The 21,999-nt window shown below is 55.8% G+C and carries 22 protein-coding genes; 19 read left to right on the top strand and 3 right to left on the bottom strand.

Annotation, left to right across the window (positions count from 1 at the left end):
• Window positions 1–2: 2 nt before the first annotated feature.
• Genes AC27IT_RS19870 through AC27IT_RS19850 form a run of 5 tightly spaced genes read left to right on the top strand, consistent with a single transcriptional unit; the run spans window position 3 to window position 4,410 of the window.
• Complete coding sequence (locus AC27IT_RS19870) at window positions 3–1,040, top strand: FecCD family ABC transporter permease (protein WP_007777522.1); 1,038 nt, start codon at window positions 3–5, stop codon at window positions 1,038–1,040.
• On the top strand, window positions 1,037–1,843 hold the full coding sequence (locus AC27IT_RS19865; RefSeq protein WP_487092062.1) for a heme ABC transporter ATP-binding protein: 807 nt from the start codon (window positions 1,037–1,039) through the stop codon (window positions 1,841–1,843). Before AC27IT_RS19870 ends, AC27IT_RS19865 begins: the two co-directional genes overlap by 4 nt.
• Window positions 1,840–2,850, top strand: a complete 1,011-nt coding sequence (locus AC27IT_RS19860) for a methyltransferase domain-containing protein (protein WP_487092061.1) — start codon at window positions 1,840–1,842, stop codon at window positions 2,848–2,850. The genes AC27IT_RS19865 and AC27IT_RS19860 overlap by 4 nt, the downstream gene beginning before the upstream one ends.
• Before the next feature lie 58 nt (window positions 2,851–2,908).
• Complete coding sequence (locus tag AC27IT_RS19855; protein WP_005833118.1) at window positions 2,909–3,457, top strand: sigma-70 family RNA polymerase sigma factor; 549 nt, start codon at window positions 2,909–2,911, stop codon at window positions 3,455–3,457.
• Window positions 3,427–4,410, top strand: a complete 984-nt coding sequence (locus AC27IT_RS19850) for a hypothetical protein (RefSeq protein ID WP_327944789.1) — start codon at window positions 3,427–3,429, stop codon at window positions 4,408–4,410. The genes AC27IT_RS19855 and AC27IT_RS19850 overlap by 31 nt, the downstream gene beginning before the upstream one ends.
• Window positions 4,411–4,530: 120 nt before the next feature.
• Here AC27IT_RS19850 and AC27IT_RS19845 read toward each other — a convergent pair whose 3' ends face one another.
• Both AC27IT_RS19845 and AC27IT_RS19840 read right to left on the bottom strand, forming a co-directional pair.
• The gene (locus AC27IT_RS19845) at window positions 4,531–5,397 is read right to left on the bottom strand and encodes a GNAT family N-acetyltransferase (protein WP_122952718.1); all 867 of its coding nucleotides are present in this window, start codon (window positions 5,395–5,397) and stop codon (window positions 4,531–4,533) included.
• 6 nt (window positions 5,398–5,403) lie between these two features.
• The gene (locus AC27IT_RS19840; RefSeq protein WP_122952719.1) at window positions 5,404–5,880 is read right to left on the bottom strand and encodes an HIT family protein; all 477 of its coding nucleotides are present in this window, start codon (window positions 5,878–5,880) and stop codon (window positions 5,404–5,406) included.
• A 188-nt stretch (window positions 5,881–6,068) separates the two neighbouring features.
• On the opposite strand from AC27IT_RS19840, the gene lepA reads away from it, so the two are divergent.
• The 13 genes from lepA (at window position 6,069) to AC27IT_RS19775 (ending at window position 19,562) form a co-directional block, all read left to right on the top strand.
• A complete protein-coding gene (gene lepA, locus AC27IT_RS19835) occupies window positions 6,069–7,886 on the top strand; it encodes a translation elongation factor 4 (protein ID WP_005833110.1) in 1,818 nt (605 codons plus the stop codon).
• Between the two features lie 101 nt (window positions 7,887–7,987).
• On the top strand, window positions 7,988–9,130 hold the full coding sequence (hemW, locus tag AC27IT_RS19830) for a radical SAM family heme chaperone HemW (protein WP_005833109.1): 1,143 nt from the start codon (window positions 7,988–7,990) through the stop codon (window positions 9,128–9,130).
• A gap of 195 nt (window positions 9,131–9,325) precedes the next feature.
• Window positions 9,326–10,351, top strand: coding sequence for a heat-inducible transcriptional repressor HrcA (gene hrcA, locus AC27IT_RS19825; protein ID WP_025844876.1), 1,026 nt, complete (start codon window positions 9,326–9,328; stop codon window positions 10,349–10,351).
• Window positions 10,352–10,413: 62 nt separating this feature from the next.
• Entirely contained in the window at window positions 10,414–10,956 is a 543-nt protein-coding gene (grpE, locus tag AC27IT_RS19820) for a nucleotide exchange factor GrpE (RefSeq protein ID WP_025844874.1), read from the top strand.
• Between the two features lie 51 nt (window positions 10,957–11,007).
• On the top strand, window positions 11,008–12,837 hold the full coding sequence (gene dnaK / locus AC27IT_RS19815; RefSeq protein ID WP_283859061.1) for a molecular chaperone DnaK: 1,830 nt from the start codon (window positions 11,008–11,010) through the stop codon (window positions 12,835–12,837).
• 155 nt (window positions 12,838–12,992) lie between these two features.
• A complete protein-coding gene (gene dnaJ, locus AC27IT_RS19810; protein WP_005833102.1) occupies window positions 12,993–14,126 on the top strand; it encodes a molecular chaperone DnaJ in 1,134 nt (377 codons plus the stop codon).
• A 71-nt stretch (window positions 14,127–14,197) separates the two neighbouring features.
• On the top strand, window positions 14,198–15,139 hold the full coding sequence (gene prmA / locus AC27IT_RS19805) for a 50S ribosomal protein L11 methyltransferase (RefSeq protein ID WP_005833100.1): 942 nt from the start codon (window positions 14,198–14,200) through the stop codon (window positions 15,137–15,139).
• Between the two features lie 18 nt (window positions 15,140–15,157).
• On the top strand, window positions 15,158–15,916 hold the full coding sequence (locus AC27IT_RS19800) for a 16S rRNA (uracil(1498)-N(3))-methyltransferase (protein ID WP_487092060.1): 759 nt from the start codon (window positions 15,158–15,160) through the stop codon (window positions 15,914–15,916).
• Window positions 15,917–15,940: 24 nt separating this feature from the next.
• The gene (gene mtaB / locus AC27IT_RS19795) at window positions 15,941–17,299 is read left to right on the top strand and encodes a tRNA (N(6)-L-threonylcarbamoyladenosine(37)-C(2))-methylthiotransferase MtaB (protein WP_005833096.1); all 1,359 of its coding nucleotides are present in this window, start codon (window positions 15,941–15,943) and stop codon (window positions 17,297–17,299) included.
• Complete coding sequence (locus AC27IT_RS19790) at window positions 17,296–17,724, top strand: NUDIX hydrolase (RefSeq protein ID WP_005833094.1); 429 nt, start codon at window positions 17,296–17,298, stop codon at window positions 17,722–17,724. Before mtaB ends, AC27IT_RS19790 begins: the two co-directional genes overlap by 4 nt.
• Window positions 17,725–17,727: 3 nt before the next feature.
• Window positions 17,728–18,393, top strand: coding sequence for a deoxyribose-phosphate aldolase (gene deoC, locus AC27IT_RS19785; RefSeq protein ID WP_005833092.1), 666 nt, complete (start codon window positions 17,728–17,730; stop codon window positions 18,391–18,393).
• Between the two features lie 112 nt (window positions 18,394–18,505).
• A complete protein-coding gene (locus tag AC27IT_RS19780; RefSeq protein WP_005833091.1) occupies window positions 18,506–18,904 on the top strand; it encodes a CidA/LrgA family protein in 399 nt (132 codons plus the stop codon).
• Window positions 18,897–19,562, top strand: coding sequence for an LrgB family protein (locus tag AC27IT_RS19775; RefSeq protein WP_005833089.1), 666 nt, complete (start codon window positions 18,897–18,899; stop codon window positions 19,560–19,562). Before AC27IT_RS19780 ends, AC27IT_RS19775 begins: the two co-directional genes overlap by 8 nt.
• Here AC27IT_RS19775 and AC27IT_RS19770 read toward each other — a convergent pair.
• Window positions 19,543–20,517: a Na/Pi cotransporter family protein gene (locus tag AC27IT_RS19770; RefSeq protein WP_007777562.1), complete on the bottom strand. Its 975-nt coding sequence runs from the start codon at window positions 20,515–20,517 to the stop codon at window positions 19,543–19,545. The two genes, AC27IT_RS19775 and AC27IT_RS19770, sit on opposite strands and share 20 nt — an antisense overlap.
• A 133-nt stretch (window positions 20,518–20,650) precedes the next feature.
• Here AC27IT_RS19770 and AC27IT_RS19765 point away from each other — a divergent pair, with 133 nt between their 5' ends.
• Window positions 20,651–21,946, top strand: a complete 1,296-nt coding sequence (locus AC27IT_RS19765; RefSeq protein WP_005833084.1) for a class I SAM-dependent rRNA methyltransferase — start codon at window positions 20,651–20,653, stop codon at window positions 21,944–21,946.
• The last annotated feature ends 53 nt before the right edge of the window (window positions 21,947–21,999 follow it).

Genomic DNA, 21,999 nt, shown 5'->3' with positions numbered 1-21,999 from the left:
AGATGCCCTTCATCATCGTTGCCCTGCTGATCGGGCTTGTCGTCTCGATTACGTTTGCGGTGACACTCGGCTCGGTGGAAATCAAACCAGCGACGGTATGGAAAATTGCCTTGGCGAATCTCCCGCTGGTCAATCAATGGGTGGAAGTGGATTGGTCAAAAGGAGAACAGACCATTATCTGGGACATTCGGTTTCCCCGCGTCCTGCTGGGGGCTGTCGTCGGGGCCGGCCTGTCTGTTGTGGGGGTGGCGATCCAGTCTCTGGTTCGCAACTCCCTCGCAGATCCGTACATATTGGGAGTCTCCTCGGGCGCATCGGCCGGAGCGACGCTGGTCATTTTGTTCGGAGCATTCAGCATGTACGGACAATTCGCGCTTTCTTTCGGTGCTTTCACCGGATCGCTCGTCTCGATCCTGCTTATTTTTACCTTGTCCCGCATCGGCGGGCAAAACTCGACGGTGCGTCTGCTCATGGCCGGCATCGCGATTTCCGCCATCCTGTCTGCGATCACCAGCCTGATTATTTTTTCCGCGCCCAACGAGCACGGCATCCGCTCTGTCCTGTTCTGGATGAGCGGCAGTCTGGCCGGAGGGAAGTGGGAGTATTTGACCATACCGACGCTGATCGTCGTCATCTGTCTGATTGTCCTGTTGACGCAATACCGTTCGCTCAATGCGATGCTGATGGGCGAAGAAGCGGCGGGGACGCTGGGCGTCAATACGGTGCAATTTCGCAAGCTGCTGCTGGTCATTACCGCGCTTTTGACGGGCGTCATCGTCTCGATCAGCGGGTCTATCGGCTTTGTCGGCTTGATGATGCCGCATATCGTTCGCGTCATCGTCGGCTCGGACCATCGTCGCGTCCTGCCTGTCAGCGCCTTGTTCGGGGCCATTTTCCTGATCTGGGCGGACGTGATCGCCCGGCTTGCGTTTGCGCCGGAAGAGCTGCCGATCGGGATTATCACGGCGCTGTGCGGCGGTCCGTTCTTTATTTGGTTGATGATGCGCAGCTCATATTCTTTCGGAGGTAGCGGGCGATGAATCTGCATGTGGAGAACATTTCGGTCGAGCTGGAGAAAAAAACGATTTTGCGCGACGTTAGCCTGACGGTTCGCTCCGGCGAATTTGTGGGGCTGATCGGGCCGAATGGCAGCGGAAAGTCCACCTTGCTCAAAAGCATTTATCGGGCGCTCGAGCCGCGCAGCGGATTCATTTCCCTGGACGGGGCTGACGTGTATCAGCTTACCGCCCGGCAAAATGCGCAGCGCATGGCGGTCGTGCGCCAGGAGTCGTCGATCGAGTTTGACTTTACCGTCATGGAAATCGTCATGATGGGGCGCTCACCCCATAAAAGGCTGTTTCAAACCGATACCCCGGCGGACAGCCGCATCTGTGAAGAGGCGCTGGAGCGGGTCGGCATGCAGGCGTACGCCTCGCGCAGCTTTTTTTCCTTGTCTGGCGGAGAAAAGCAGCGCGTGCTGATTGCAAGAGCGCTGGTCCAGCAAGCCGAGTTTCTCGTATTGGACGAGCCGACCAACCATCTGGACGTCCGGTACCAGCTACAGGTGATGGATCTGGTCAAGACGCTCGGGATTACCGTGTTTTCCTCGCTGCATGATCTGAATATCGCCGCCATGTACTGCGATCGGCTGTACGTCATTCGCGACGGGGCGCTGGTTGCTTCCGGCACGCCGGAGGAAGTGTTTGAACCCGGGTTGATTCGCGACGTTTTCGGGGTAGAGACAGAGGTGGTCACCCATCCGATCACGGGGAAAAAACACGTTTATTTCTTTTCGGAAGCGGTCCGCGTCCAGCAATCGCGACAGGAGGTCAAAGCATTATGAGTGTGTACAGTTGCCAAGTATGCAAGTTCCGCTACGACGAATGGCTAGGCGATACAAAAAACGGCGTCCCACCAGGGGTGCCTTTTTCGCATTTGGCAGGCTCGGTCTGTACGACCTGTGGGATGCAAGGGGAAGGGCGGCATGTGCGCCTCCCGGAAGCCAAATTCGCGGGATTGGAAGCCACCTATTACGACCAGTTTGCCGGAAAAGCGGGCATCGCTTTTTACCGCGACTGGCTGCTGCAAGAAGCAGAGCAAGCCCCGGTGTCCGTGCTCGAGCTTGGCGTAGGCACAGGGCGCATTGCCATTGAGCTGGCGCGCTGCGGCTTGTCCGTCTGCGGCGTGGACAATAGCCCTGACATGCTGGAGATCGCGACAAAAAAGAAGCGGCGCATGCTCAAGGACAACGAGGAACTGCTTGAGCTGATCGAGCAAAATGTACAGGAGTTGCAGCTTGCTTCCCGCTTTACCCATGTGCTGCTGCCCGAAGGCATTTTTCAGCAGGCGACCTGTAGAGAGGAACAGCGGCAGTTGCTTTCGGTCGTTGCCCGGCATTTGACAGAAGGCGGAACAGTGGCGATTGACTTGCTCCTGCCGCCTGTGAACCGCAAATGGTCGCTCATGCAGCGCAAGTTTGTTTTTCCGGACCGGATGGTGTACCAAAAAGTCGAGGGAGAAACGCTCATTGCCGAGCAAAAGTTCCGCTATACGCTGACCTATGAGACGTTTTTGGAGCAGATGGAGCAGCCGCGCTACCGAGTGGAGCGCGAGCTGGCGCTGCTGTTGCCGGGAGAGCTGGAGTTGCTCCTGGAATCTTCGGGCTACAACGTCGTGCAAAGCAGGGAAAACGTCGTTTGCCACCACAGCCAGCCGCCAGAGCAGACGGAAGAGTACGAGCTGGATCGCTGGCAGCACGGCGGCTATCCGTTTGCGGAACCACCGGGCGCTCCGGGGGCGGCGACGCGCTGGACGATCATTGCCAAAAAAAATTCCGCCCCTTCCCTGTAACAAAATCTACGCGGCTGCATCTAACCAGTAAAGGATTTGCGTGAAGGAGGTCGCGCCCTTGGATACGTTGCAGCCTACGGCAGACGCTGCATTCGAACAGATCATGCAAGAGTACGGGACGCGGGTCCTTCGGCTGGTCACTTTTCTGGTCAAGGATCACAGTCTGGCTGAAGATATAACTCAAGAAGTGTTTGTCAAAGTGTATCGGCATCTGCCCCGGTTTCGCGGGGAGAGCACGGTTCATACGTGGCTGTACCGGATTGCGGTCAACGAATGCAAAGGCCATTTGCGCTCCTGGTCGTTTCGGAATATCCTGCCTCGCTCGTGGATCAGGCAAGACGGCGAGCTGTCCACGGAGCATCTCGTGCTCGACCAGGCAGAGCGGGATCAGCTTGTGACGGAAGTGCTGCAGCTTCCTCCGCTGTATCGCCAGGTCATCGTCCTGCACTACTATGCCGATTTGACGATCAGCGAGGTCGCCTCTGTGCTCGCAGTGTCAGAGGGAACAGTCAGAACCCGGTTGCACAGGGCGAGACAACGGCTGAAGCAGAGTCTGGCGGAAGGGAGTGAGTGGGAATGGACGAGAACAGATGGCTCGCAAATTTGAAGGACAGGGCCGATCAAAATGCTTTTCGCGACGTCCGCTTTACCGAAGCGATGAAGGATCAGGTAAGAACGCGGATAAGCCGGGAAGCGAGAAGGAGCGGCTGGAAAAGGCTCGCCATGCCAGCGACTGTCCTCGTCCTAGGCTTTCTCATCTGGACGGCTTTGCCGCTGCCACAGCCAGCCGAGCATGCCGCCCATCCCCAACCGCCCGTGCCAGAGCTGCTGCCGGGCGGCCAACTTCTCGCGCCGGATTTGTGGAAGCCGATGCCGCTCATTTCGGCTACGTACGAGCAGCAATCTTTTTCCTATGTAGGGGAAAAGCCTGTCCGGGCGATGACCGATCCCGACGGCCTGTACGAAGGACAGACACAGCGCTTCATCTGGCTGTTGAACGCAAGCGAGTTGTCTCGGGTGGAGCTTGTCGCTTACAGCAGTGCGGGCAAGCGCATCGAGCTGGGCAGCTATCAGGTGATGGGGCCGCTGCACGATGCGTCCGGGCATTTTCCATCCGGCATCGCACTGCCCGATCCGGGCGTCTGGAAGCTGCAGGTGCTGTCCCAAGGCAAGCAGCTCGGACATGTGTTCGTCGAGGTGAAAAAAGGCATTTCCCCCGCGAACCGCGAACTGGTCGAGCCGATCGTCCGCAGCTATTTGGAGACGGAAGAAACCAAGCTGGGCTGGCTGCCGAATGACAGAGAGGTCAGTCTGGAGCTGTTGGGAGTGGAGGCCCCGAATGCAGAGCGCAGGGTCGTGTACGCCTGGGTGAAAGTATTGAGCAAAAATCCGGCGCATTCCTCCGGCGTCAGCGCTCCGATGGTCTTTTATCTCGCTTACGACGGACAAACGTACCGCGTGCAAGACATGCAGATGCCAGAAGACGGGAGCCGCTACAATAGCAGCCTGCAAAAGCTGTTTCCGCCAAACGTGCTCGAGCAAATTCGCTATCGCGAGTGACGCACGGCTGTCGGCGTGGCGTTCTCAAAAAAACAACCGGACCTTTTCCCGTCACGAGGAAAAGGTCCGGTTGTTCGTTGCTGCAAGGCAATTGGCGAGGCATGTGCTTGCCCACAGCACTCAGCCGTATATTTGCGCGCCGATGGCGAAGTACGTGCCGGCCCGGGGCGGCAAGCGATCTGCATTCGCGACCATGACAGGCGGGTGGGACGCCTTTTGGAAGCCGTTTTGCTCCAAAAAAGCAAGGAAGGCAGGCTGTCCATCCGGTACGTCGATGCGCACCTGGCCCGGATGGTTTTCCGTGAGCTTGCCCAGCAACTGGATCGCCATGTCGGCATCCAGCGCGACAATCGGCCCGGCGATCAGGTTGACTGGCCCTTGGATGGCAAAGCCGTAGCCGACGATCGTGCCGGATTCGGTTTTCGCTACCAGACAGGTTGCTGCTTGCCGCATGCGTGCTTGCAGAAAATGCTCGCGGCGGCTGCCGAGTGCCTGCTGGTCCAGCAAGGCGACGCTTGCGAAGTCCGCTTCGCTCATCGGGACGATCTGATACGTCGCTGTTGGAGGGAGCGGCGGTGCTGCGAGCTTGCCGCCCGGGCGCACAAACTTGTGGATGCGCTCGACGGTGGCAAAGCCGAGGCTTTTGTAGAGCGGCTCCCCGTCGGCTGTAGCGATGAGCATGATGGTCGTATCGCCCGGCACCGCAGCCAGACAGGCTTGCATCAGGTCGCGCCCGTATCCGCGGCCGCGGCACGATTCATGCACGATCACCATGCCGACCGTAGCAAGTCTGTCTTCATAGGCGATGATCGCCGCAGACGAGACGACCCGGTCGCCGTCATCCTTGTGCCCGAATACTTTGCCGATAGACAAAATCGTGCGGATTTCCGCTTCGTCATAGTCCCAGCCCACTGAGTCGGACAGCGCCATCAGATCGGGAATGTCTGCGACAGACAAGCTGTGCAGGCGGTGGGTCGTGCTTTTCACGTTGGATCAGTCTCCGTTTCGTTGTAGTTGCTCTTTGTCGCTTCTCGCTTGTAGCGCATCGGCCAGAAGCTTGCGTGTCTGCGGCAGGCGAGCCGCGGCTCCGTGCTCGTGCTGCGGCTCGCTCCAGGCGAAGCCGTCGCCGTGGAAGCGAGGAATGACATGCAGGTGAAAATGGGTCAGCTCGTTGAAAGCTCCGCCGTTTTGACAGAGCGTAATCCCGTCAGGCTTATACACACGGCGCAAGACACGGGAGAGGAGAGTCGCCGCTTCCGTAACGTTTTGCATCGTGCGCGCATCCAAATCTGTCCATTCGACGAGGTGCTGCTTGGGGAGAATCAGCGTGTGTCCCTCCGAAAAAGGCTCGATATCGAGCAGACACGTCACCCACTCGTTTTCATAGACGACGTGGGCGGGCGCCAGAGAAAGGGCCAAACGGCAGCCCAGACAGTCGATTTGCTCCGAATACACGCGTTGCTTTTGCATGCCAATCTCCTTTTTCCATCACTTTATCATAAAAAGAAAGTTTTGGTGACGAGCAAAAACGTGACAAGCGCCGTATTCTCTTTGGTTGCTCTTTATATCAAGCGTTTGTTATAATTACCATTAGTGTATTTTTTCGAGGCGCAATCTGTACGTTTGAATGGATTCGCGTGGGAGGGAACGAACAGCACATGGATCGCCGTGAAAGACAAAAAAGGATTCGAAATTTTTCCATCATCGCCCACATTGACCATGGAAAGTCGACGCTGGCAGACCGGATTTTGGAACTGACCGGAGCGTTGACTGCACGTGAGATGGAAGCCCAGTTTCTGGATACGATGGAGCTGGAAAAAGAGCGCGGGATTACAATCAAGCTGAATGCCGTGCGTTTGAACTATAAAGCAGATGACGGAGAGGAATACATTCTCCACCTGATCGACACACCTGGACACGTAGACTTTACGTACGAGGTTTCCCGCAGCCTGGCTGCCTGTGAAGGAGCGATTCTCGTCGTGGACGCCGCTCAGGGGATCGAAGCCCAGACGCTTGCCAACGTCTATTTGGCGCTGGACAGCAATCTGGAGATCATTCCGGTCATCAACAAGATCGACCTGCCAAGCGCGGAGCCTGAGCGCGTGAAGCAAGAGGTAGAGGACGTCATCGGGCTGGATGCCAGCGAAGCGGTGCTCACCTCTGCCAAAGCAGGCATCGGGATCAAGGAAGTGCTGGAAGCGGTCGTGCAAAAGGTGCCGGCTCCAGAGGGAGATCCGGACGCGCCGCTGCAGGCACTGATTTTCGACTCGTATTTTGACGCGTACAGAGGGGTTATCGCTTCGATCCGCGTCATCAACGGTACGCTTAGAAAAGGCATGAAAATCAAAATGATGGCGACCGGCAAGTCGTTCGAGGTGACGGAAATCGGTACCTCGACGCCGCGCCAGACGCAAGTGGAAGAGCTGACTGTCGGCGACGTAGGCTACGTGGCTGCTTCGATCAAAACCGTTGGCGACACGCGCGTCGGGGATACGATTACCGATGCGGCCCGTCCTGCTGCCGAGCCGCTGCCAGGCTACCGCAAGATCAACCCGATGGTATTCTGCGGCCTGTACCCGATCGAGACGAACGAGTACAACGACCTGCGCGAAGCATTGGAAAAGCTGCAGCTCAACGACGCGTCGCTGCAATTCGAGCCGGAGACGTCGCAAGCGCTTGGCTTTGGCTTCCGTTGCGGCTTCCTGGGACTTTTGCACATGGAGATCATCCAGGAGCGCATCGAGCGCGAGTTCAACATCAACCTGATTACGACGGCTCCGAGCGTTATTTACCGCATTACCCGGACAAACGGGGAAGTGTTCGAGATCGACAACCCGTCGAAAATGCCGGAAGCGCAAAAGATCGAAATGATCGAGGAGCCGTACGTGCTCTCCACCATCATGGTGCCAAAAGAGTACGTGGGCGACGTCATGCAGCTTTGCCAGGGCAAGCGCGGGGAGTTCCTCGACATGCAGTACATGGGGGAAAACCGCGTGCAGCTCAAATACGACATGCCGCTTTCCGAGATCGTCTACGACTTCTTCGACATGTTGAAGTCGGGTACGCGCGGATACGCCTCTTTTGACTACGAACTGGCAGGCTACAAGCCGTCCAAGCTGGTGAAGATGGATATCCTCCTGAACGGCGAAATGGTCGACGCCTTGTCGTTTATCGTGCACAAGGACACGGCATATGCCCGCGGAAAAGTCATTTGCGAAAAGCTCAAGGAGCTGATTCCGCGTCAGCAGTTCGAGGTGCCGATTCAGGCGGCCATCGGGCACAAGGTCGTGGCTCGCGAAACGATCAGCGCCCTGCGCAAAAACGTTCTCGCCAAGTGCTACGGCGGGGACATTTCGCGGAAACGCAAGCTGCTCGAAAAGCAAAAAGAAGGAAAGAAGCGCATGAAGTCCGTCGGCTCCGTCGAGGTGCCGCAAGAAGCGTTTATGGCTGTATTGCGCATGGATGATAAGAAGTAGGCCTGACCTTGTGTCAGGTCTTTTCCATTCGTCGACAAGCGCGCAGCCTGTCGCGACCGGGTTTTTCACCTGTATTTCAAACACGAAGGAGGGGAAGCGTCATGATGCCGCAATCGGTGTACATCCACATTCCCTTTTGCACAAATAAATGCTATTACTGCGATTTCAACTCGTTTGTGACGAACAACCCGCAACTGGTCTGGGACTATCTGGACGCCTTGGACAAGGAGATGGAGCTGACGTTTCGCGAGCAGCCAGTCCAGGAGGTCAAGACGATCTTCGTCGGCGGAGGCACGCCTACGTTTCTCGACCACGCCCAGATGCGAAAGTTTTTGCAGACCGTCCAGACTCACCTCGGCGCATACTGGACGGACGACATCGAATTTACGATGGAAGCCAATCCGGGGACGACCGACGTGGAAAAGCTGCGGATTATGCACGAGCTTGGCGTCAATCGGCTCAGCTTCGGCGTGCAGTCGTTTGACAATGCCCTGTTGAAGCGGCTGGGGCGGATTCACGACCGGGACGACGTGTACCGTAGCATCGAGAACGCGAAGCAAGTCGGGTTTGCAAACGTGAGCATCGACTTGATGTTCGGCCTGCCGGACCAGACGATGGAAATTTTTCGCGAGACGCTGCACAAGGCTTTCGAGCTGGGGACGACACACTTTTCCGCGTACAGCCTGAAGGTCGAGGAAAATACGCTTTTCCACACGCTCTATCAAAAAGACCAGTTGCCGCTCCCGTCGGAAGAGACGGAGCTTGCGATGTACATGGTGCTGATCGAGGAGATGGAGCGCCACGGCTATCCGCAGTACGAAATCAGCAATTTCGCGAAGCCGGGCTTTGCGAGCAAACATAATAAAACCTATTGGCTCAATCGTGAATACTATGGGTTGGGGGCGGGTGCCCACGGCTACGTGTGCGGGCAAAGACATGTCAACGCCGGGCCGCTTACGATCTACATGCAAAAATGCAAGGAAGGCTTGCCGCGCGTCGAGCAGTTTGCGGTGCCGAAGGAAGATGCGATGGAGGAGCAGATGATTTTGGGGCTGCGCTTGCGGGAAGGGGTCGACCTGGCCGGGTTCGCCTCGCGATTTGGCGTGTCTGCACATGACGTTTTCGGGACGATAATAGAAGAAGAGATTGCCAAAGGCATGCTGGAAGAGCAAGACGGCTGTCTGAAGCTGACCAAACAGGGACTTCCACTCGGAAATGAGGTATTCGCGCGTTTTTTGCGCTAAAATCAGGGCATTGCTGGCGAAATATGTGAGATTTTGACCGTGTATCTCGCTCAAGTCCGTTGACAAATCCTTCTACTATTGATACCTTAGTAAATAGATTTAGCACTCGTTAAGTATGAGTGCTAACAAACGCTCCGAAACAGTGGAGCGACAACATCTTTCTTTTCATGCTCAACGGGGAGGCGAGCGACATCCATGTTATCTGACCGTCAACAATTGATTTTGAACGCGATTGTCGATAATTACATTCATTCTGCCGAACCGGTTGGTTCCCGGACGATTTCCAAACGGGAGGACATCGGGTTTTCTTCGGCGACCATTCGCAACGAGATGTCCGACTTGGAAGAGCTGGGGTACTTGGAGCAGCCCCACACGTCGGCAGGGCGAGTTCCTTCTACAAAAGGATACCGTTTTTACGTCGACAATCTGATTCAGCCGCAGCACTTGAGCGAGGCCGAATTGGGCAAACTGAAACAGTTGTTTGCCGAGCGTATTCTCCATTCCGAACAGGTGGTAGAGTACACGGCTCAAATTCTTTCCCAGTTGACCAATTACACGGCAATTGTCCTGGGGCCGGAGATTTTTGAGCATCGGTTAAAACATATTCAAATCGTTCCTCTGAACGAGACACAGGCGGTTGCGATTGTCGTTACGCATACCGGGCGTGTGGAGAACAAGCTGATCGATCTTCCCGAAGGCATTGGCGCAAGCGAAATCGAGCGCCTCGTCAACCTGTTGAATGCCAAATTGACCGATGTGCCGCTGTGGCAGTTGAGACAGCGCGTCTATCAGGAAATATCGGGCGAGATGCGCCGCTATGCGGAGCAGTACGAGGAAATGCTGAAGATTCTCGACAAGTCGCTGACACACGAAGAGGAGCGCGTTTACTTACGCGGTGCGACCAAGATCATGAACCAGCCGGAATTCCGCGACGTAGATAAGGTCAAGGACATTCTGGAGCTTCTGGAGCAAAACGATCAGCTTTTGCACTTGATCGGGATGCCGGGAGAGGGACTTACGGTGCGCATCGGTCAGGAAAACCAGCTAGACGCGATCAAGCAATGCAGTATTATTACCACGTCCTACTCGCTTGGAGGCAAGCCGGCAGGGATGGTTGGAATACTTGGCCCGACGCGAATGGAATATGGCAAAGTCATTTCCGTACTCAATTATTTGGCAGAAGGCTTATCGCGCATGCTGACTTCGCAGTTTGAGAAATAAATGGAGGACGGCTCCGCTGATTTTTTGCCAATCAGGAAAAGAGCCCCCAGGAGGTATCGACGTTGAGCGAAGAAAAAATGACCCAAGATCCGTCTGCCGCAGAAGAGCAAGTCAATGAGGCAGCCGGAGAGCAAGAGACGGCCGAGGTGAACTGGGAGCAGGAAGCAGCCCAGTGGAAAGCGCAGGCGGAGGAACATCAAAACCGCATGCTGCGCGCCATGGCTGACATGGATAACCTGAGACGCCGTGTGCGCAAGGAGCAGGAAGATCTGGCCAAGTACGCTTCCCTGAAAATCGTGGAAGAGCTGCTGCCGGTTCTCGACAACTTCGAGCGCGCGCTTGCTGCCGACAAGGAATCCATGACGGTAGAATCGCTTTTGGAAGGAGTCAACATGGTGTACCGCCAGATGGTGCAAGTTTTCGAAAAAGAAGGCTTGAGCGCCATCGAGGCACAAGGAAAGCCGTTTGACCCGCACGTTCATCAGGCTGTCATGCAGACCCAGAACCCTGAATTTGATTCGGGCGTCGTAGTGGCTGAACTGCAAAAAGGATACATGTTCAAGGACCGCGTCGTTCGTCCGGCGATGGTTCAAGTGAACGAGTAAGCTTGATTTCACCCATTCATTCGATGAGAAAGTGTTAGGAGGACATATTGTATGAGTCGCGTAATTGGTATTGACCTTGGAACAACTAACTCTTGCGTAGCGGTAATGGAAGGCGGCGAGCCAGTCGTCATCGCCAACGCCGAAGGAAACCGCACCACTCCTTCTGTCGTCGCTTTCAAAAACGGCGAGCGCATCGTAGGGGAAGCGGCAAAACGCCAGGCGATCACCAACCCTGACAACACCGTTATTTCCATCAAGCGTCACATGGGTACTACCCACAAGGAAACATTGGAAGGCAACCAGTACACCCCTGAGCAAATCTCTGCGATGATTTTGCAAAAGCTGAAAGCAGACGCGGAAGCTTACCTGGGCCAACCTGTAACTCAGGCGGTTATCACCGTACCTGCTTACTTCAACGACTCCCAACGCCAGGCGACCAAAGACGCCGGGAAAATCGCAGGTCTGGAAGTTCTGCGTATCGTGAACGAACCAACCGCGGCTGCCCTTGCATACGGTATGGAAAAGACCGAAGACCAAACCGTTCTCGTATTCGACCTTGGCGGCGGTACGTTTGACGTCTCCATTCTGGAACTGTCCGACGGCTTCTTCGAAGTAAAAGCGACCTCCGGCGACAACAAGCTGGGCGGAGACGACTTCGACGATGTCATCATGAACTACCTCGTGAGCGAGTTCAAAAAAGAGCACGGCATTGACCTGTCCAAAGACCGCATGGCTCAACAACGTTTGAAAGACGCGGCGGAAAAAGCGAAAAAAGACCTCTCCGGCGTGCTGACCACTACCATCTCGCTGCCGTTTATTACAGCAGATGCGACTGGTCCAAAACACTTGGAGATGAACCTGACTCGCGCCAAATTCGAAGAGCTGTCCGCTGAACTCGTGGAGCGCACGATGGGTCCAACCCGTCAGGCGCTGAAAGACGCAGGCTTGACGCCAAGCGAAATCGACCGCGTAATCCTCGTCGGTGGTTCCACGCGCATTCCGGCTGTACAAGAAGCGATCAAGAAGTTTATCGGCAAAGAACCGCACAAAGGCGTGAACCCGGATGAAGTGGTAGCGCTGGGTGCTGCCGTGCAAGCAGGGGTACTGACTGGTGACGTGAAAGACGTCGTTCTGCTCGACGTAACTCCGCTGTCCCTTGGTATCGAAACTTTGGGTGGCGTATTCACCAAGCTGATCGATCGCAACACGACGATCCCAACCAGCAAATCCCAAGTGTTCTCTACAGCCGCTGACAACCAGACTTCTGTAGAAATCCACGTTCTCCAGGGCGAGCGCCAGATGGCTGCCGACAACAAATCGCTGGGCCGCTTCACGCTGTCCGATATCCCGCCAGCGCCGCGCGGTGTTCCGCAAATCGAAGTTTCCTTCGATATCGACGCAAACGGTATCGTGAACGTGCGTGCAAAAGACCTGGGTACAGGAAAAGAGCAACGCATCACCATCACGTCCAACTCCGGTTTGTCTGATGAAGAAATCGAACGCATGGTAAAAGAAGCCGAGCTGAATGCGGAAGAAGACAAAAAGCGCAAAGAGCAAGTGGAGATCCGCAACGAAGCTGACCAGCTCGTATTCACTACCGAGAAGACGCTGAAAGAAGTGGAAGGCAAGGTAGACCAGGCGGAGATCGACCGTGCGAACGCTGCCAAGGACAAAGTGAAAAAAGCGCTGGAAGGCGGCAACATCGACGAAATCAAAGCTGCAAAAGACGAACTGTCCGAGATCATCCAACAAATTTCCGTGAAGCTCTATGAGCAGGCTGCACAAGCGCAGCAAAATGCAGGGGGCGCAGCAGAAGGTCAAGAACCGAAGAAGGACAATGTCGTTGATGCTGACTATGAAGTGGTAGACGAGAAAAAGTAATCACGAAGGAAGCGGGAGGGGAGAGCGATTCTCCCCTCGCTCCCCGCGATGTGACCCCATGGAAGTCAAAGTCACGCAAAAGCTGACTTTGACTTTTTTTCGGGTCTGTCACATGCTATGATAACAGTTGACTGTCATGGGAGTGATATTAGGAGATGAAACGCGATTACTACGAGGTTCTGGGAGTAGCCAAGGACGCGGACGCGGAAGAAATCAAGAAAGCGTACCGGAAGCTTGCCCGCCAGTACCATCCGGATGTAAATAAAGCCGCTGATGCGGAAGAAAAGTTCAAGGAAGTCAAGGAAGCTTACGATGTCCTGTCTGAACCGCAAAAACGCGCGCAGTACGATCGTTTCGGCCATCAGGACCCGAATCAGGGCTTTGGCGGCGGAGGGTTTGACACGTCGGGCATGGGCGGCTTCGGAGACATTTTTGACATGTTCTTCGGTGGCGGCGGCAGACGCGCGAACCCGAACGCGCCGCGCAAAGGGGCCGATCTGCAATTCGGCCTGAGCATTGATTTTATCGACGCGATTTTTGGAAAAGAAACCGATGTGGAAATCCCGAAAGAAGCGGAGTGCGATACGTGCCTCGGCTCCGGGGCCAAACCGGGAACAGGCGTCGAGACGTGCAAAACTTGTCACGGTACCGGGCAGCAGGAAGTGGCAGCGAACACGCCGTTTGGCCGCATCGTCAACCGTCGCGTCTGCTCCACGTGCGAAGGCAAAGGAAAAGTTTTCAAAGAAAAATGCTCCACGTGCCGAGGCAGTGGACGCGTCAAGATACGCCGCAAAATTCATCTCAACATCCCGGCAGGTGTCGATGACGGAGCGCAATTGCGCGTCTCGGGCGAAGGGGAACCGGGAGCCAACGGAGGGCCTCCAGGTGATTTGTACGTCGTGCTGCGCGTGAAAAGCCACGAGTTTTTCGAGCGCGAAGGCAACGATATTTACTGCGAAGTGCCGCTCACTTACGCACAGGCGGCGCTCGGCGACGAGATCGAGGTGCCAACCGTGGATGGCCGCGTGAAGCTGAAAATCCCGGCGGGAACACAGACAGAAACCTTCTTCCGCTTGCGTGGAAAAGGTGTGCCGCACCTGCGAGGCAACGGCCGTGGCGATCAGCACGTCAAAGTGCGCGTCATCACGCCGACGAAGCTCAGCGACAGGCAAAAAGAGCTTCTGCGCGAGTTGGCTGAACTGTCCGGAGAGAAGCCGGGACAGCATGGCGCAGGCGGAGAAGACGAAAGCTTTTTTGAAAAAATGAAACGGGCATTCCGCGGCGAGTAATCGGTCGCGGTTTTGTCCGCTTGCAGTTAAACAAGTTCATCAGGAAAGCAAAAGTGGGGAGTGGTAGATTCGTGAAATGGTCAGAAATCAGTATCCATACAACAGCGGAGGCTACGGAGGCGGTGTCCAGCCTTCTCTATGAAATGGGGGCTAACGGTGTCGTCATCGAAGACCCGGAGGTGCTCTATCGCGAGTGGGATACCCCCTTTGGCGAAATCTACCAGCTCTCTCCTGACGATTTTCCGGCCGAGGGCGTATTCGTCAAAGCGTATTTGCCCGTTGACAGCAGCGAGTTGATTGATGTCGTGGAAGAATTGAAAGAGCAACTGGCGCAACTGACCGACTACGGCCTGGACATCGGCAAGGCGTCGATCGCCGTAAACGATGTTCACGAGGACGAATGGGCCCACGCCTGGAAAAAGTATTACAAGCCTGTGCACGTCTCTGACCGGATGACGATCAAGCCTGTCTGGGAAGAGTATGAGCCGCGCCACCCGGAAGAAATCATCATCGAGATGGACCCGGGAATGGCTTTTGGGACAGGGACGCATCCGACGACGATTCTCTGTTTGCGCGCGCTGGAAAAGTATTTGACAAAAGGCGATCGCGTGTACGACGTGGGAACCGGAACGGCGATTTTGAGCATTGCTGCGATCAAGCTGGGGGCCAAAGACGTGATTGCGATGGACTTGGACGAGGTGGCGGTGCGCTCCGCCCAGGCCAACACCGAGCTGAACGGCGTGAGCGAGCACATCACCGTCAGACAGAACAACTTGCTGGATGGCATCGAGGAGCAGGTGGAGGTCATCGTCGCCAACATTTTGGCGGAAGTCATCTTGCGCTTCACAGACGATGTATTCCGCGTGCTGAAGCCAGGCGGCACGTTCATCGCATCCGGCATTATCGCGGCGCGGGAAGCGGACGTCAAAGCCGCTTTGGTCGCTTCTGGGCTTGAAGTCGTGGAAACCATTTTCATCGACGACTGGGTAGCAATTGTCGCAAAAAAACGATAGAATAGTGAGGTTGGCGAGATGCAACGATATTTTGTCGAGCCACATCTCTTTCATGAGCATGAGCTAACGATTATCGGAGACGATGTTCACCATATCGTAAACGTGATGCGAGCGCGGATCGGGGACGAAATCCTCGTCTCGGACGGAGCGGGCAGATCGGCGCGAGCCAGGCTCGTCAGTTTGTCTGCCAAGGAAGTCCAGGCAGAAGTGATCGAACTGCTCCAGGAAGAGCGCGAACTGCCGATCCGCGTTACCATTGGGCAAGGCATGCCAAAAGGCGAGAAGATGGAGTGGATCTTGCAAAAGGGGACGGAACTCGGAGCGTACTCCTTTTTTCCGTTTTCCTCTGAACGGACCATCGTAAAACTGGACGCCAAAAAAGAAGCGAAAAAGCTGGAGCGCTGGCGCAAAATCGTCAAGGAGGCAGCCGAGCAGTCGCACAGGGCCGTTTTGCCTGAGCTGCTCGCACCTGTTTCGTTTCGCGAGGCGCTTGCGGCAGGGCAAGCCTATACGCATGTGGCCATCGCCTATGAAAAGGAAGGCAGTACGACCGTTCATGAGGTGCTGGAGCAGATGTCGGCTGGCGATTCCCTGCTCGTCCTGATTGGCCCTGAAGGGGGCTTTTCCCAGGAGGAAGTAGCCCAGGCGGAGAGCAAAGGATTTTTGACAGTGTCGCTTGGCCCCCGCATTTTGCGCACGGAAACGGCAAGCCAATACGTGCTCGCCGCCGCTTCCTACCAGTTTGAACGAAAAGCTTCATCGCATCAAAAAGGATGAGCGCAAGCGAAAGGAGGAATGGCAATGTCTACCGTTGCTTTTCATACATTAGGCTGCAAAGTGAACAGCTATGAGACAGAGGCGATCTGGCAACTGTTCAAGGCAGAAGGCTACGAGCGAGTCGACTTTGAACAGGACGACGCCGATGTTTACGTGATTAATACTTGTACCGTTACGAATACAGGTGATAAAAAGAGCCGTCAAGTCATCCGCCGCGCGATTCGCCGCAACCCGGACGCGATTGTCGCGGTAACCGGCTGCTATGCGCAAACATCTCCCAGCGAGATCGCGCAAATCCCGGGCGTGGATATCGTCGTGGGAACGCAAGGCCGCGAGAAGCTGACCGAATACGTCAAGCAAATTCAAGCCGAGCGCAAGCCGATCAACGCGGTTGGCAACATCATGAAAGCTCGCGAGTTTGAGGAGCTGGACGTCCCGAACTTCACGGACAGAACCCGCGCCTCGCTGAAAATTCAGGAAGGCTGCAACAACTTTTGCACGTTTTGCATCATTCCGTGGGCGCGCGGCCTGATGCGCTCCCGCAAGCCGGAGAGCGTTGTCGAGCAGGCGAAAAAGCTGGTGGAAGCAGGCTACCTGGAAATCGTTCTGACCGGGATTCATACAGGCGGATACGGCGAAGACCTGGAAGACTACAACCTGGCCAAGTTGCTGGTCGACTTGCATCAGGTGGATGGGCTCAAGCGCATCCGCATCAGCTCGATCGAGGCGAGCCAGATTACCGATGAAGTCATCGAAGTCATCAACAATTCCGACCGCGTCGTACGCCATCTGCACGTGCCGCTGCAGGCGGGCGACGACGAAGTGTTGAAGCGCATGCGCCGCAAGTACACAACGGCTGAGTTTTACGAAAAAATGGTGAAAGTGCGTGAAGCGCTGCCGGGTGCGGCGATCACCACAGACGTCATTGTCGGCTTCCCGGGCGAGACCGAGGAGCAGTTCATGAACGGCTACAACTTCATCAAAAAAATCGGCTTTGCGGAGCTGCACGTATTCCCGTACTCGATGCGGACAGGTACGCCAGCCGCCCGGATGACCGATCAGATTCCGGAAGAGGAAAAACACGAGCGCGTAACGAAATTGCTTGAGCTGAACCAGGAGCTGACCATGGCGTACTCCAAGCAATTCGTCGGCGACGTGCTGGAAGTGATTCCAGAGCGCCCGTTCAAAGATGCGCCGGACAGCGGCCTGTTGATGGGCTACTCCGACAACTACCTGAACGTCGTGTTCCCTGGCGACGAGAGCATGATCGGAAAAATTTGCAAGGTCAGACTGGACAAACCAGGCTCTGAATATTGCCAAGGGACTTTTGTCCGCGTCGTTGAGACGGAGCTGCTGCCTTATTTGAAGGAGCGAGCCATATGAAGGAGATATCGGCAGGAGGCGTAGTCTATCAGTTGCAAGACGGACAGCACATGCTTCTTTTGATCGAAGACCGCTATGGCAAAGTCACGCTGGCAAAAGGCAAGCAGGAAATCGGCGAGACGATTGAAGAAACCGCTTTGCGTGAAGTGTTGGAGGAGACAGGAGTCGCAGGGCGTCTCGACGCCAAGCTGGACATGATTACCTACGTCTACACGCATCCGGTGACGGGGGAGTCCGTCGACAAGGAAGTCCACTATTATCTGGTGGAAGCCTACAATACAGAGATTACAGTGCAACTGGAAGAAATCAACGATGTTCATTGGCATCCTGCCAAAGAGGCCTGGGAGCTGCAACTGCAGCGCGGATACCGGAACAACGACGACATTTTTCGCCTTGCCTTCCAAAAACTCGGGATTGAGGTGTAGTTTATGCAATTGAACAAATTTATCGACCATACCCTTTTGAAGCCGGAAGCTACGCAGGAGATGATCGACAAGCTCTGCGCGGAAGCGAAAGAGCACGATTTCATGTCTGTGTGCGTCAATCCATACTGGGTGAAGCGTTCTGCCGAGCTGTTGGCGGGTACAGATGTGAAAGTGTGCACCGTGATCGGCTTCCCTCTGGGAGCGAACACGACGGCGGCAAAAGTGGCGGAAACGCGCGACGCGATTGCCAACGGCGCAACAGAAGTCGATATGGTGCTGAACGTCGGCGCCCTGAAATCCGGTGACCTGGAAACCGTGAAGCAGGATGTGGCTGCCGTGAAGCAAGCGGCGGGAGACGTGCTTGTGAAAGTGATTTTGGAGACAGGTCTTCTCACGGACCAGGAAAAAGAAATCGCGTGCAAGCTCTGCGTGGAAGCAGGCGCGGATTACGTGAAAACGTCCACCGGCTTTGGACCAGGTGGAGCAACGGTAGAAGACATTGCTTTGATGCGCAAAACCGTCGGCCCTGATATCGGGGTAAAAGCATCCGGCGGCGTGCGCGACGGCGAGGCAGCTCTCGCGATGATCGAGGCAGGGGCGAGCCGTATCGGTACAAGCTCCGGCATTTCGATTGTGACGGGCGCAAAAGCAACAGGCAGCGGATACTAGCATGCACAAGCAAAGCCTGGCCAAGTAAGGCCGGGCTTTTTCCTACTTTTTTTGCATGAAACGACCGAAACAAAAGAAGACGAGAGGAGAAAGCGGGAGAGGGGTGTGGCAGATGAAAATGGTCACGGGGATCGGTATTCTTCTTGCTTTTTATGGAGTGGGGGTGCTTGCGAGCAAGTGGCTGCATATCCCTTTGCCTGGCAACCTGGTCGGGATGCTCTTGTTGACGCTGGGGCTTGTCACGGGCTGGGTTCGGATGGAGTGGGTAGAGCGGGCGAGCACGTTTCTCGTTCGCCACATGATGCTGTTTTTCGTTCCGATTATCGTCGGGGTGGCCAGCTATTTGAATTTGTTTGCCCAGGCTCCATGGTCGATTGCGCTGTCGATGATTGTAGCGCCGATGCTCGTCATGCTCGTGACTGGCCGTGTCGTCCAGAGCTATTTGCGCCGCCAGCAGCAGAAGAAGACGCAAGCTTCCGTGCCGGAAGGAAGGAGGACGCTGGATGCTTAGCCAATGGTTCGCGATCCTGGTCACGCTGGCGGGCTATCGCGGGGCGATGCTGGTCAACGCCCGCTTTCCCCGCTTGCAGCCGCTGATTGTGGCGGTCGTGCTCGTCTGGGTCATCTGGTGGGCCGCAAGCGGTGACTGGGAAGCTTTTTCTGCCGGAGGACAGTGGATTTCGTTCTGGCTCGGTCCGGCTACCGTCGCGTTGGCGGTTCCGCTCGCCAGACAAATCAGAGAGTTTGCCCACATCTGGCGCGGCGTTTTGCTCGGAGTCTGCGCGGGGTGTGCCGTGGCGATTGCGTCTGTGTATGCGATCCACTGGTGCTTTGGCTCAGACGATATGCTGCTGAAAAGCATGCTGAGCAAATCGGTCACGACGCCGATTGCGTTGGAGCTGGCTGCCTCGATTGGCGGAGTGCCTGCTCTCGCTGCCTTTTTTACCGCACTGACAGGCATGGTCGGAGTGATGATCGCGCGACCTGTCCTCAAATGGGGCCGGATTACAGATGACTGGGCAATCGGGATCGCCGTGGGAACGAGCGCGCATGCGATTGGAACAGCCAGCTTGAACCGGATTTCCCCTGTCCAGACAGCGGCTTCGAGCGTCGCGATGATCGTTGCGGGCGTCGTCACCTCGCTCTACCTCATCCCGTTTTCTTTTTAAGCCATACGGTCGGTGTAGGCGGCTGCCGCTTATCTGGAATGATCCACTGGATGAAGCGGGCAATCTGGGGCACAAACGGCAAGGCGGCCATGGAGCAGATCAGATTGAAGAGCGTCTGCGAATGGGCGATTTGCATCGAAGGGCTTGCCGTTAAAAAGGCGCTGACCTGGGCAAGCTGGGATAAAAAAGGCAAAAAGACAATCGCGCCTGCGACGTTGAAGAGCGTATGGCACCAGGCAACCTGCTTCGAGGCCGTATTCGTTCCGATCGCGGCAATGACAGCGGTGAAGCATGTGCCGATATTGGCCCCAAGCACGATGGCAAGCGCTGTCTCCATGGACAAAATCTGATGGGTGAGCAGCCCCATCGTAATGACGGTCGTCGCTGATCCGCTGTGGATGAGCGCGGTGAAAATGATCCCGGTGACAAGCCCGATCCAGATGGAGTGGCTGCTTTCCAGGAAAAGGGAGCGGAACGTCTCGGACTGTTCCAACGGCTTTGCCATCAGCTTCAACGTATCAATCCCGAGGAAGATCAGGCCGAAGCCCGCAATGACAAGCCCTGTGCAGCGAACGTTCGGGCGGGGCATCAGCCAGAGAGCCACGCCGACGAGCAACATCGGGATGGCAAACGACTCCAGTTTCAATGCGACCAGCTCTGTCGTCACCGTTGTGCCCAGATTGGTCCCGAGGATGATGCCGACTGTCTGGGCGAACTGGATGATGCCCGCATTGGTCAGGCCGATGGTCAGGACGGTTACGGCGCTGGAGCTTTGCAGGACAAACGTGGCGATCAGTCCGACCCAGAAGCTATGGTAGGGCGTGCGGGTGAAGCGCGACATCCATTCTTCCATTTTTTTGCCTGCCAGATTTTGAAAGCCAGTCCGCATCGCATACATACCAAGCAGAAAAAAACAGAGCCCGAGCGTAAACGGGGCGAGGATGGAGAACATCACAAGTTGGGTTCCTCCTTCTTGATTACAATAGCAAGCGAGGCTGGCCGTTAAAAACGCGGGGCCAACCGTAAAGGAAGTTACTATAACGCTATGCCTGTACAGGGGCAAGCATGACAAGGAGAGGACTGACTGCATGGCGAGAGTGCTACTGAATCAGCATCGGAAAAAGCGGCTAGAAGCGGGCCACCCGTGGGTTTTTCAGTCGGAAGTATTGGAAATTCAGGGCGAGGTCGTGCCGGGTGAAATCGTCGAAGTGACGAACCACAAAGGACACTTTTTGGCAAAAGGCTACATCAACCCAGCATCGCAAATGATCGTGCGCATTTTGAGCTACGACCCGAACGAAGCGATCGACTATGCGTTTTTCTTGCGCAAAATCAGACAAGCTGCACAGTTTCGCGACAGATTTGTGGACAACCCGCGCGCCTGCCGCGTCATTTACGGCGAGGCCGATTTTTTGCCTGGGCTGATCGTGGACCGCTACGAGGATACGCTGGTCGTACAAGTTCTTTCGCTGGGCATGGAAAAGCGGATCGACTGGATTTCCGATGCGCTCGTGGAAGTGTTTGCGCCGACGGGCATCTATTTGCGCAACGACGTGCCTGTGCGCAAGCTGGAAGGGCTGGCGGAAGGAAAAGGCGTTCTGTACGGAGAATGTCCGCGTGAAGTATTGATCGAGGAAAACGGTCTGAAGTACTATGTGGATATCGTCGAGGGGCAAAAAACCGGATTTTTCTACGACCAGCGGGAAAACCGCGCTTCGATCGCGCCATTGATGAAAGGGTGGGGCGAAAAGCACGGCATTACACTACAGCAGGTAGAAACAGATGGCGAGCAAAAGCTCATGCCCGTCGACAAGCGGGGAAAAGTAGTCAAAAATCCGTTCTGGGACGGGGCAGAGGTGCTGGAGTGCTTCACGCATACAGGCTCGTTCACGCTGAACGCCTGCAAGCACGGGGCGAAAAAAGTGACGGCGCTCGACATCTCCGAGCACGCCATCGAAACGGCGAAGCGCAACATCACCTTGAACGGCTTTTTGCACCGCGTCGAGTTTGTCGTAGCCAATGCGTTTGACTATTTGCGGGAAAACGTGGAGGCGGGCAAAAGCTGGGACGTGGTCATTCTCGATCCGCCAGCTTTCGCCAAGTCGCGTGGCGCAGTCAAAGGCGCCTGCCGCGGTTACAAGGATATCAACCTGAACGGGATGAAGCTCGTCCGTCCGGGCGGTTTTTTGGTCACTGCCTCCTGCTCGTACCATATGTCGCCGGAGCTGTTTTTGGAAACGATCCAGGAAGCGGCCGTCGATGCGAAAAAAATCTTGCGGCTGATCGAGTGGCGCGGAGCCGGGAAAGACCACCCGCAAATCAGCGGGGCCGACGAAGCGCATTACTTGAAGTTCGCCATTTTTGAAGTGCGCGATCGCAAGTAGAAAAAGAAAACAGCGCCGAAGCGTATCTGGCGCTGTTTTTGCGTTCACGTGGA

This window comes from Brevibacillus sp. YAE8 (assembly GCF_057543335.1).
Note: the sequence above shows the minus strand (reverse complement) of the source record. Positions and strands in the feature narration are given on the sequence as shown.

What these genes read in the sequence shown, in the direction of transcription:
- AC27IT_RS19870 (WP_007777522.1), top strand. Translation starts at nt 3, where the DNA reads ATGCCCTTCATCATCGTTGCCCTGCTGATCGGGCTTGTCGTCTCGATT.
- AC27IT_RS19865 (WP_487092062.1), top strand. Translation starts at nt 1,037, where the DNA reads ATGAATCTGCATGTGGAGAACATTTCGGTCGAGCTGGAGAAAAAAACG.
- AC27IT_RS19860 (WP_487092061.1), top strand. Translation starts at nt 1,840, where the DNA reads ATGAGTGTGTACAGTTGCCAAGTATGCAAGTTCCGCTACGACGAATGG.
- AC27IT_RS19850 (WP_327944789.1), top strand. Translation starts at nt 3,427, where the DNA reads ATGGACGAGAACAGATGGCTCGCAAATTTGAAGGACAGGGCCGATCAA.
- AC27IT_RS19840 (WP_122952719.1), bottom strand. Translation starts at nt 5,880, where the DNA reads ATGCAAAAGCAACGCGTGTATTCGGAGCAAATCGACTGTCTGGGCTGC.
- lepA (WP_005833110.1), top strand. Translation starts at nt 6,069, where the DNA reads ATGGATCGCCGTGAAAGACAAAAAAGGATTCGAAATTTTTCCATCATC.
- hemW (WP_005833109.1), top strand. Translation starts at nt 7,988, where the DNA reads ATGATGCCGCAATCGGTGTACATCCACATTCCCTTTTGCACAAATAAA.
- hrcA (WP_025844876.1), top strand. Translation starts at nt 9,326, where the DNA reads ATGTTATCTGACCGTCAACAATTGATTTTGAACGCGATTGTCGATAAT.
- dnaK (WP_283859061.1), top strand. Translation starts at nt 11,008, where the DNA reads ATGAGTCGCGTAATTGGTATTGACCTTGGAACAACTAACTCTTGCGTA.
- dnaJ (WP_005833102.1), top strand. Translation starts at nt 12,993, where the DNA reads ATGAAACGCGATTACTACGAGGTTCTGGGAGTAGCCAAGGACGCGGAC.
- AC27IT_RS19800 (WP_487092060.1), top strand. Translation starts at nt 15,158, where the DNA reads ATGCAACGATATTTTGTCGAGCCACATCTCTTTCATGAGCATGAGCTA.
- mtaB (WP_005833096.1), top strand. Translation starts at nt 15,941, where the DNA reads ATGTCTACCGTTGCTTTTCATACATTAGGCTGCAAAGTGAACAGCTAT.
- AC27IT_RS19790 (WP_005833094.1), top strand. Translation starts at nt 17,296, where the DNA reads ATGAAGGAGATATCGGCAGGAGGCGTAGTCTATCAGTTGCAAGACGGA.
- deoC (WP_005833092.1), top strand. Translation starts at nt 17,728, where the DNA reads ATGCAATTGAACAAATTTATCGACCATACCCTTTTGAAGCCGGAAGCT.
- AC27IT_RS19780 (WP_005833091.1), top strand. Translation starts at nt 18,506, where the DNA reads ATGAAAATGGTCACGGGGATCGGTATTCTTCTTGCTTTTTATGGAGTG.
- AC27IT_RS19775 (WP_005833089.1), top strand. Translation starts at nt 18,897, where the DNA reads ATGCTTAGCCAATGGTTCGCGATCCTGGTCACGCTGGCGGGCTATCGC.
- AC27IT_RS19765 (WP_005833084.1), top strand. Translation starts at nt 20,651, where the DNA reads ATGGCGAGAGTGCTACTGAATCAGCATCGGAAAAAGCGGCTAGAAGCG.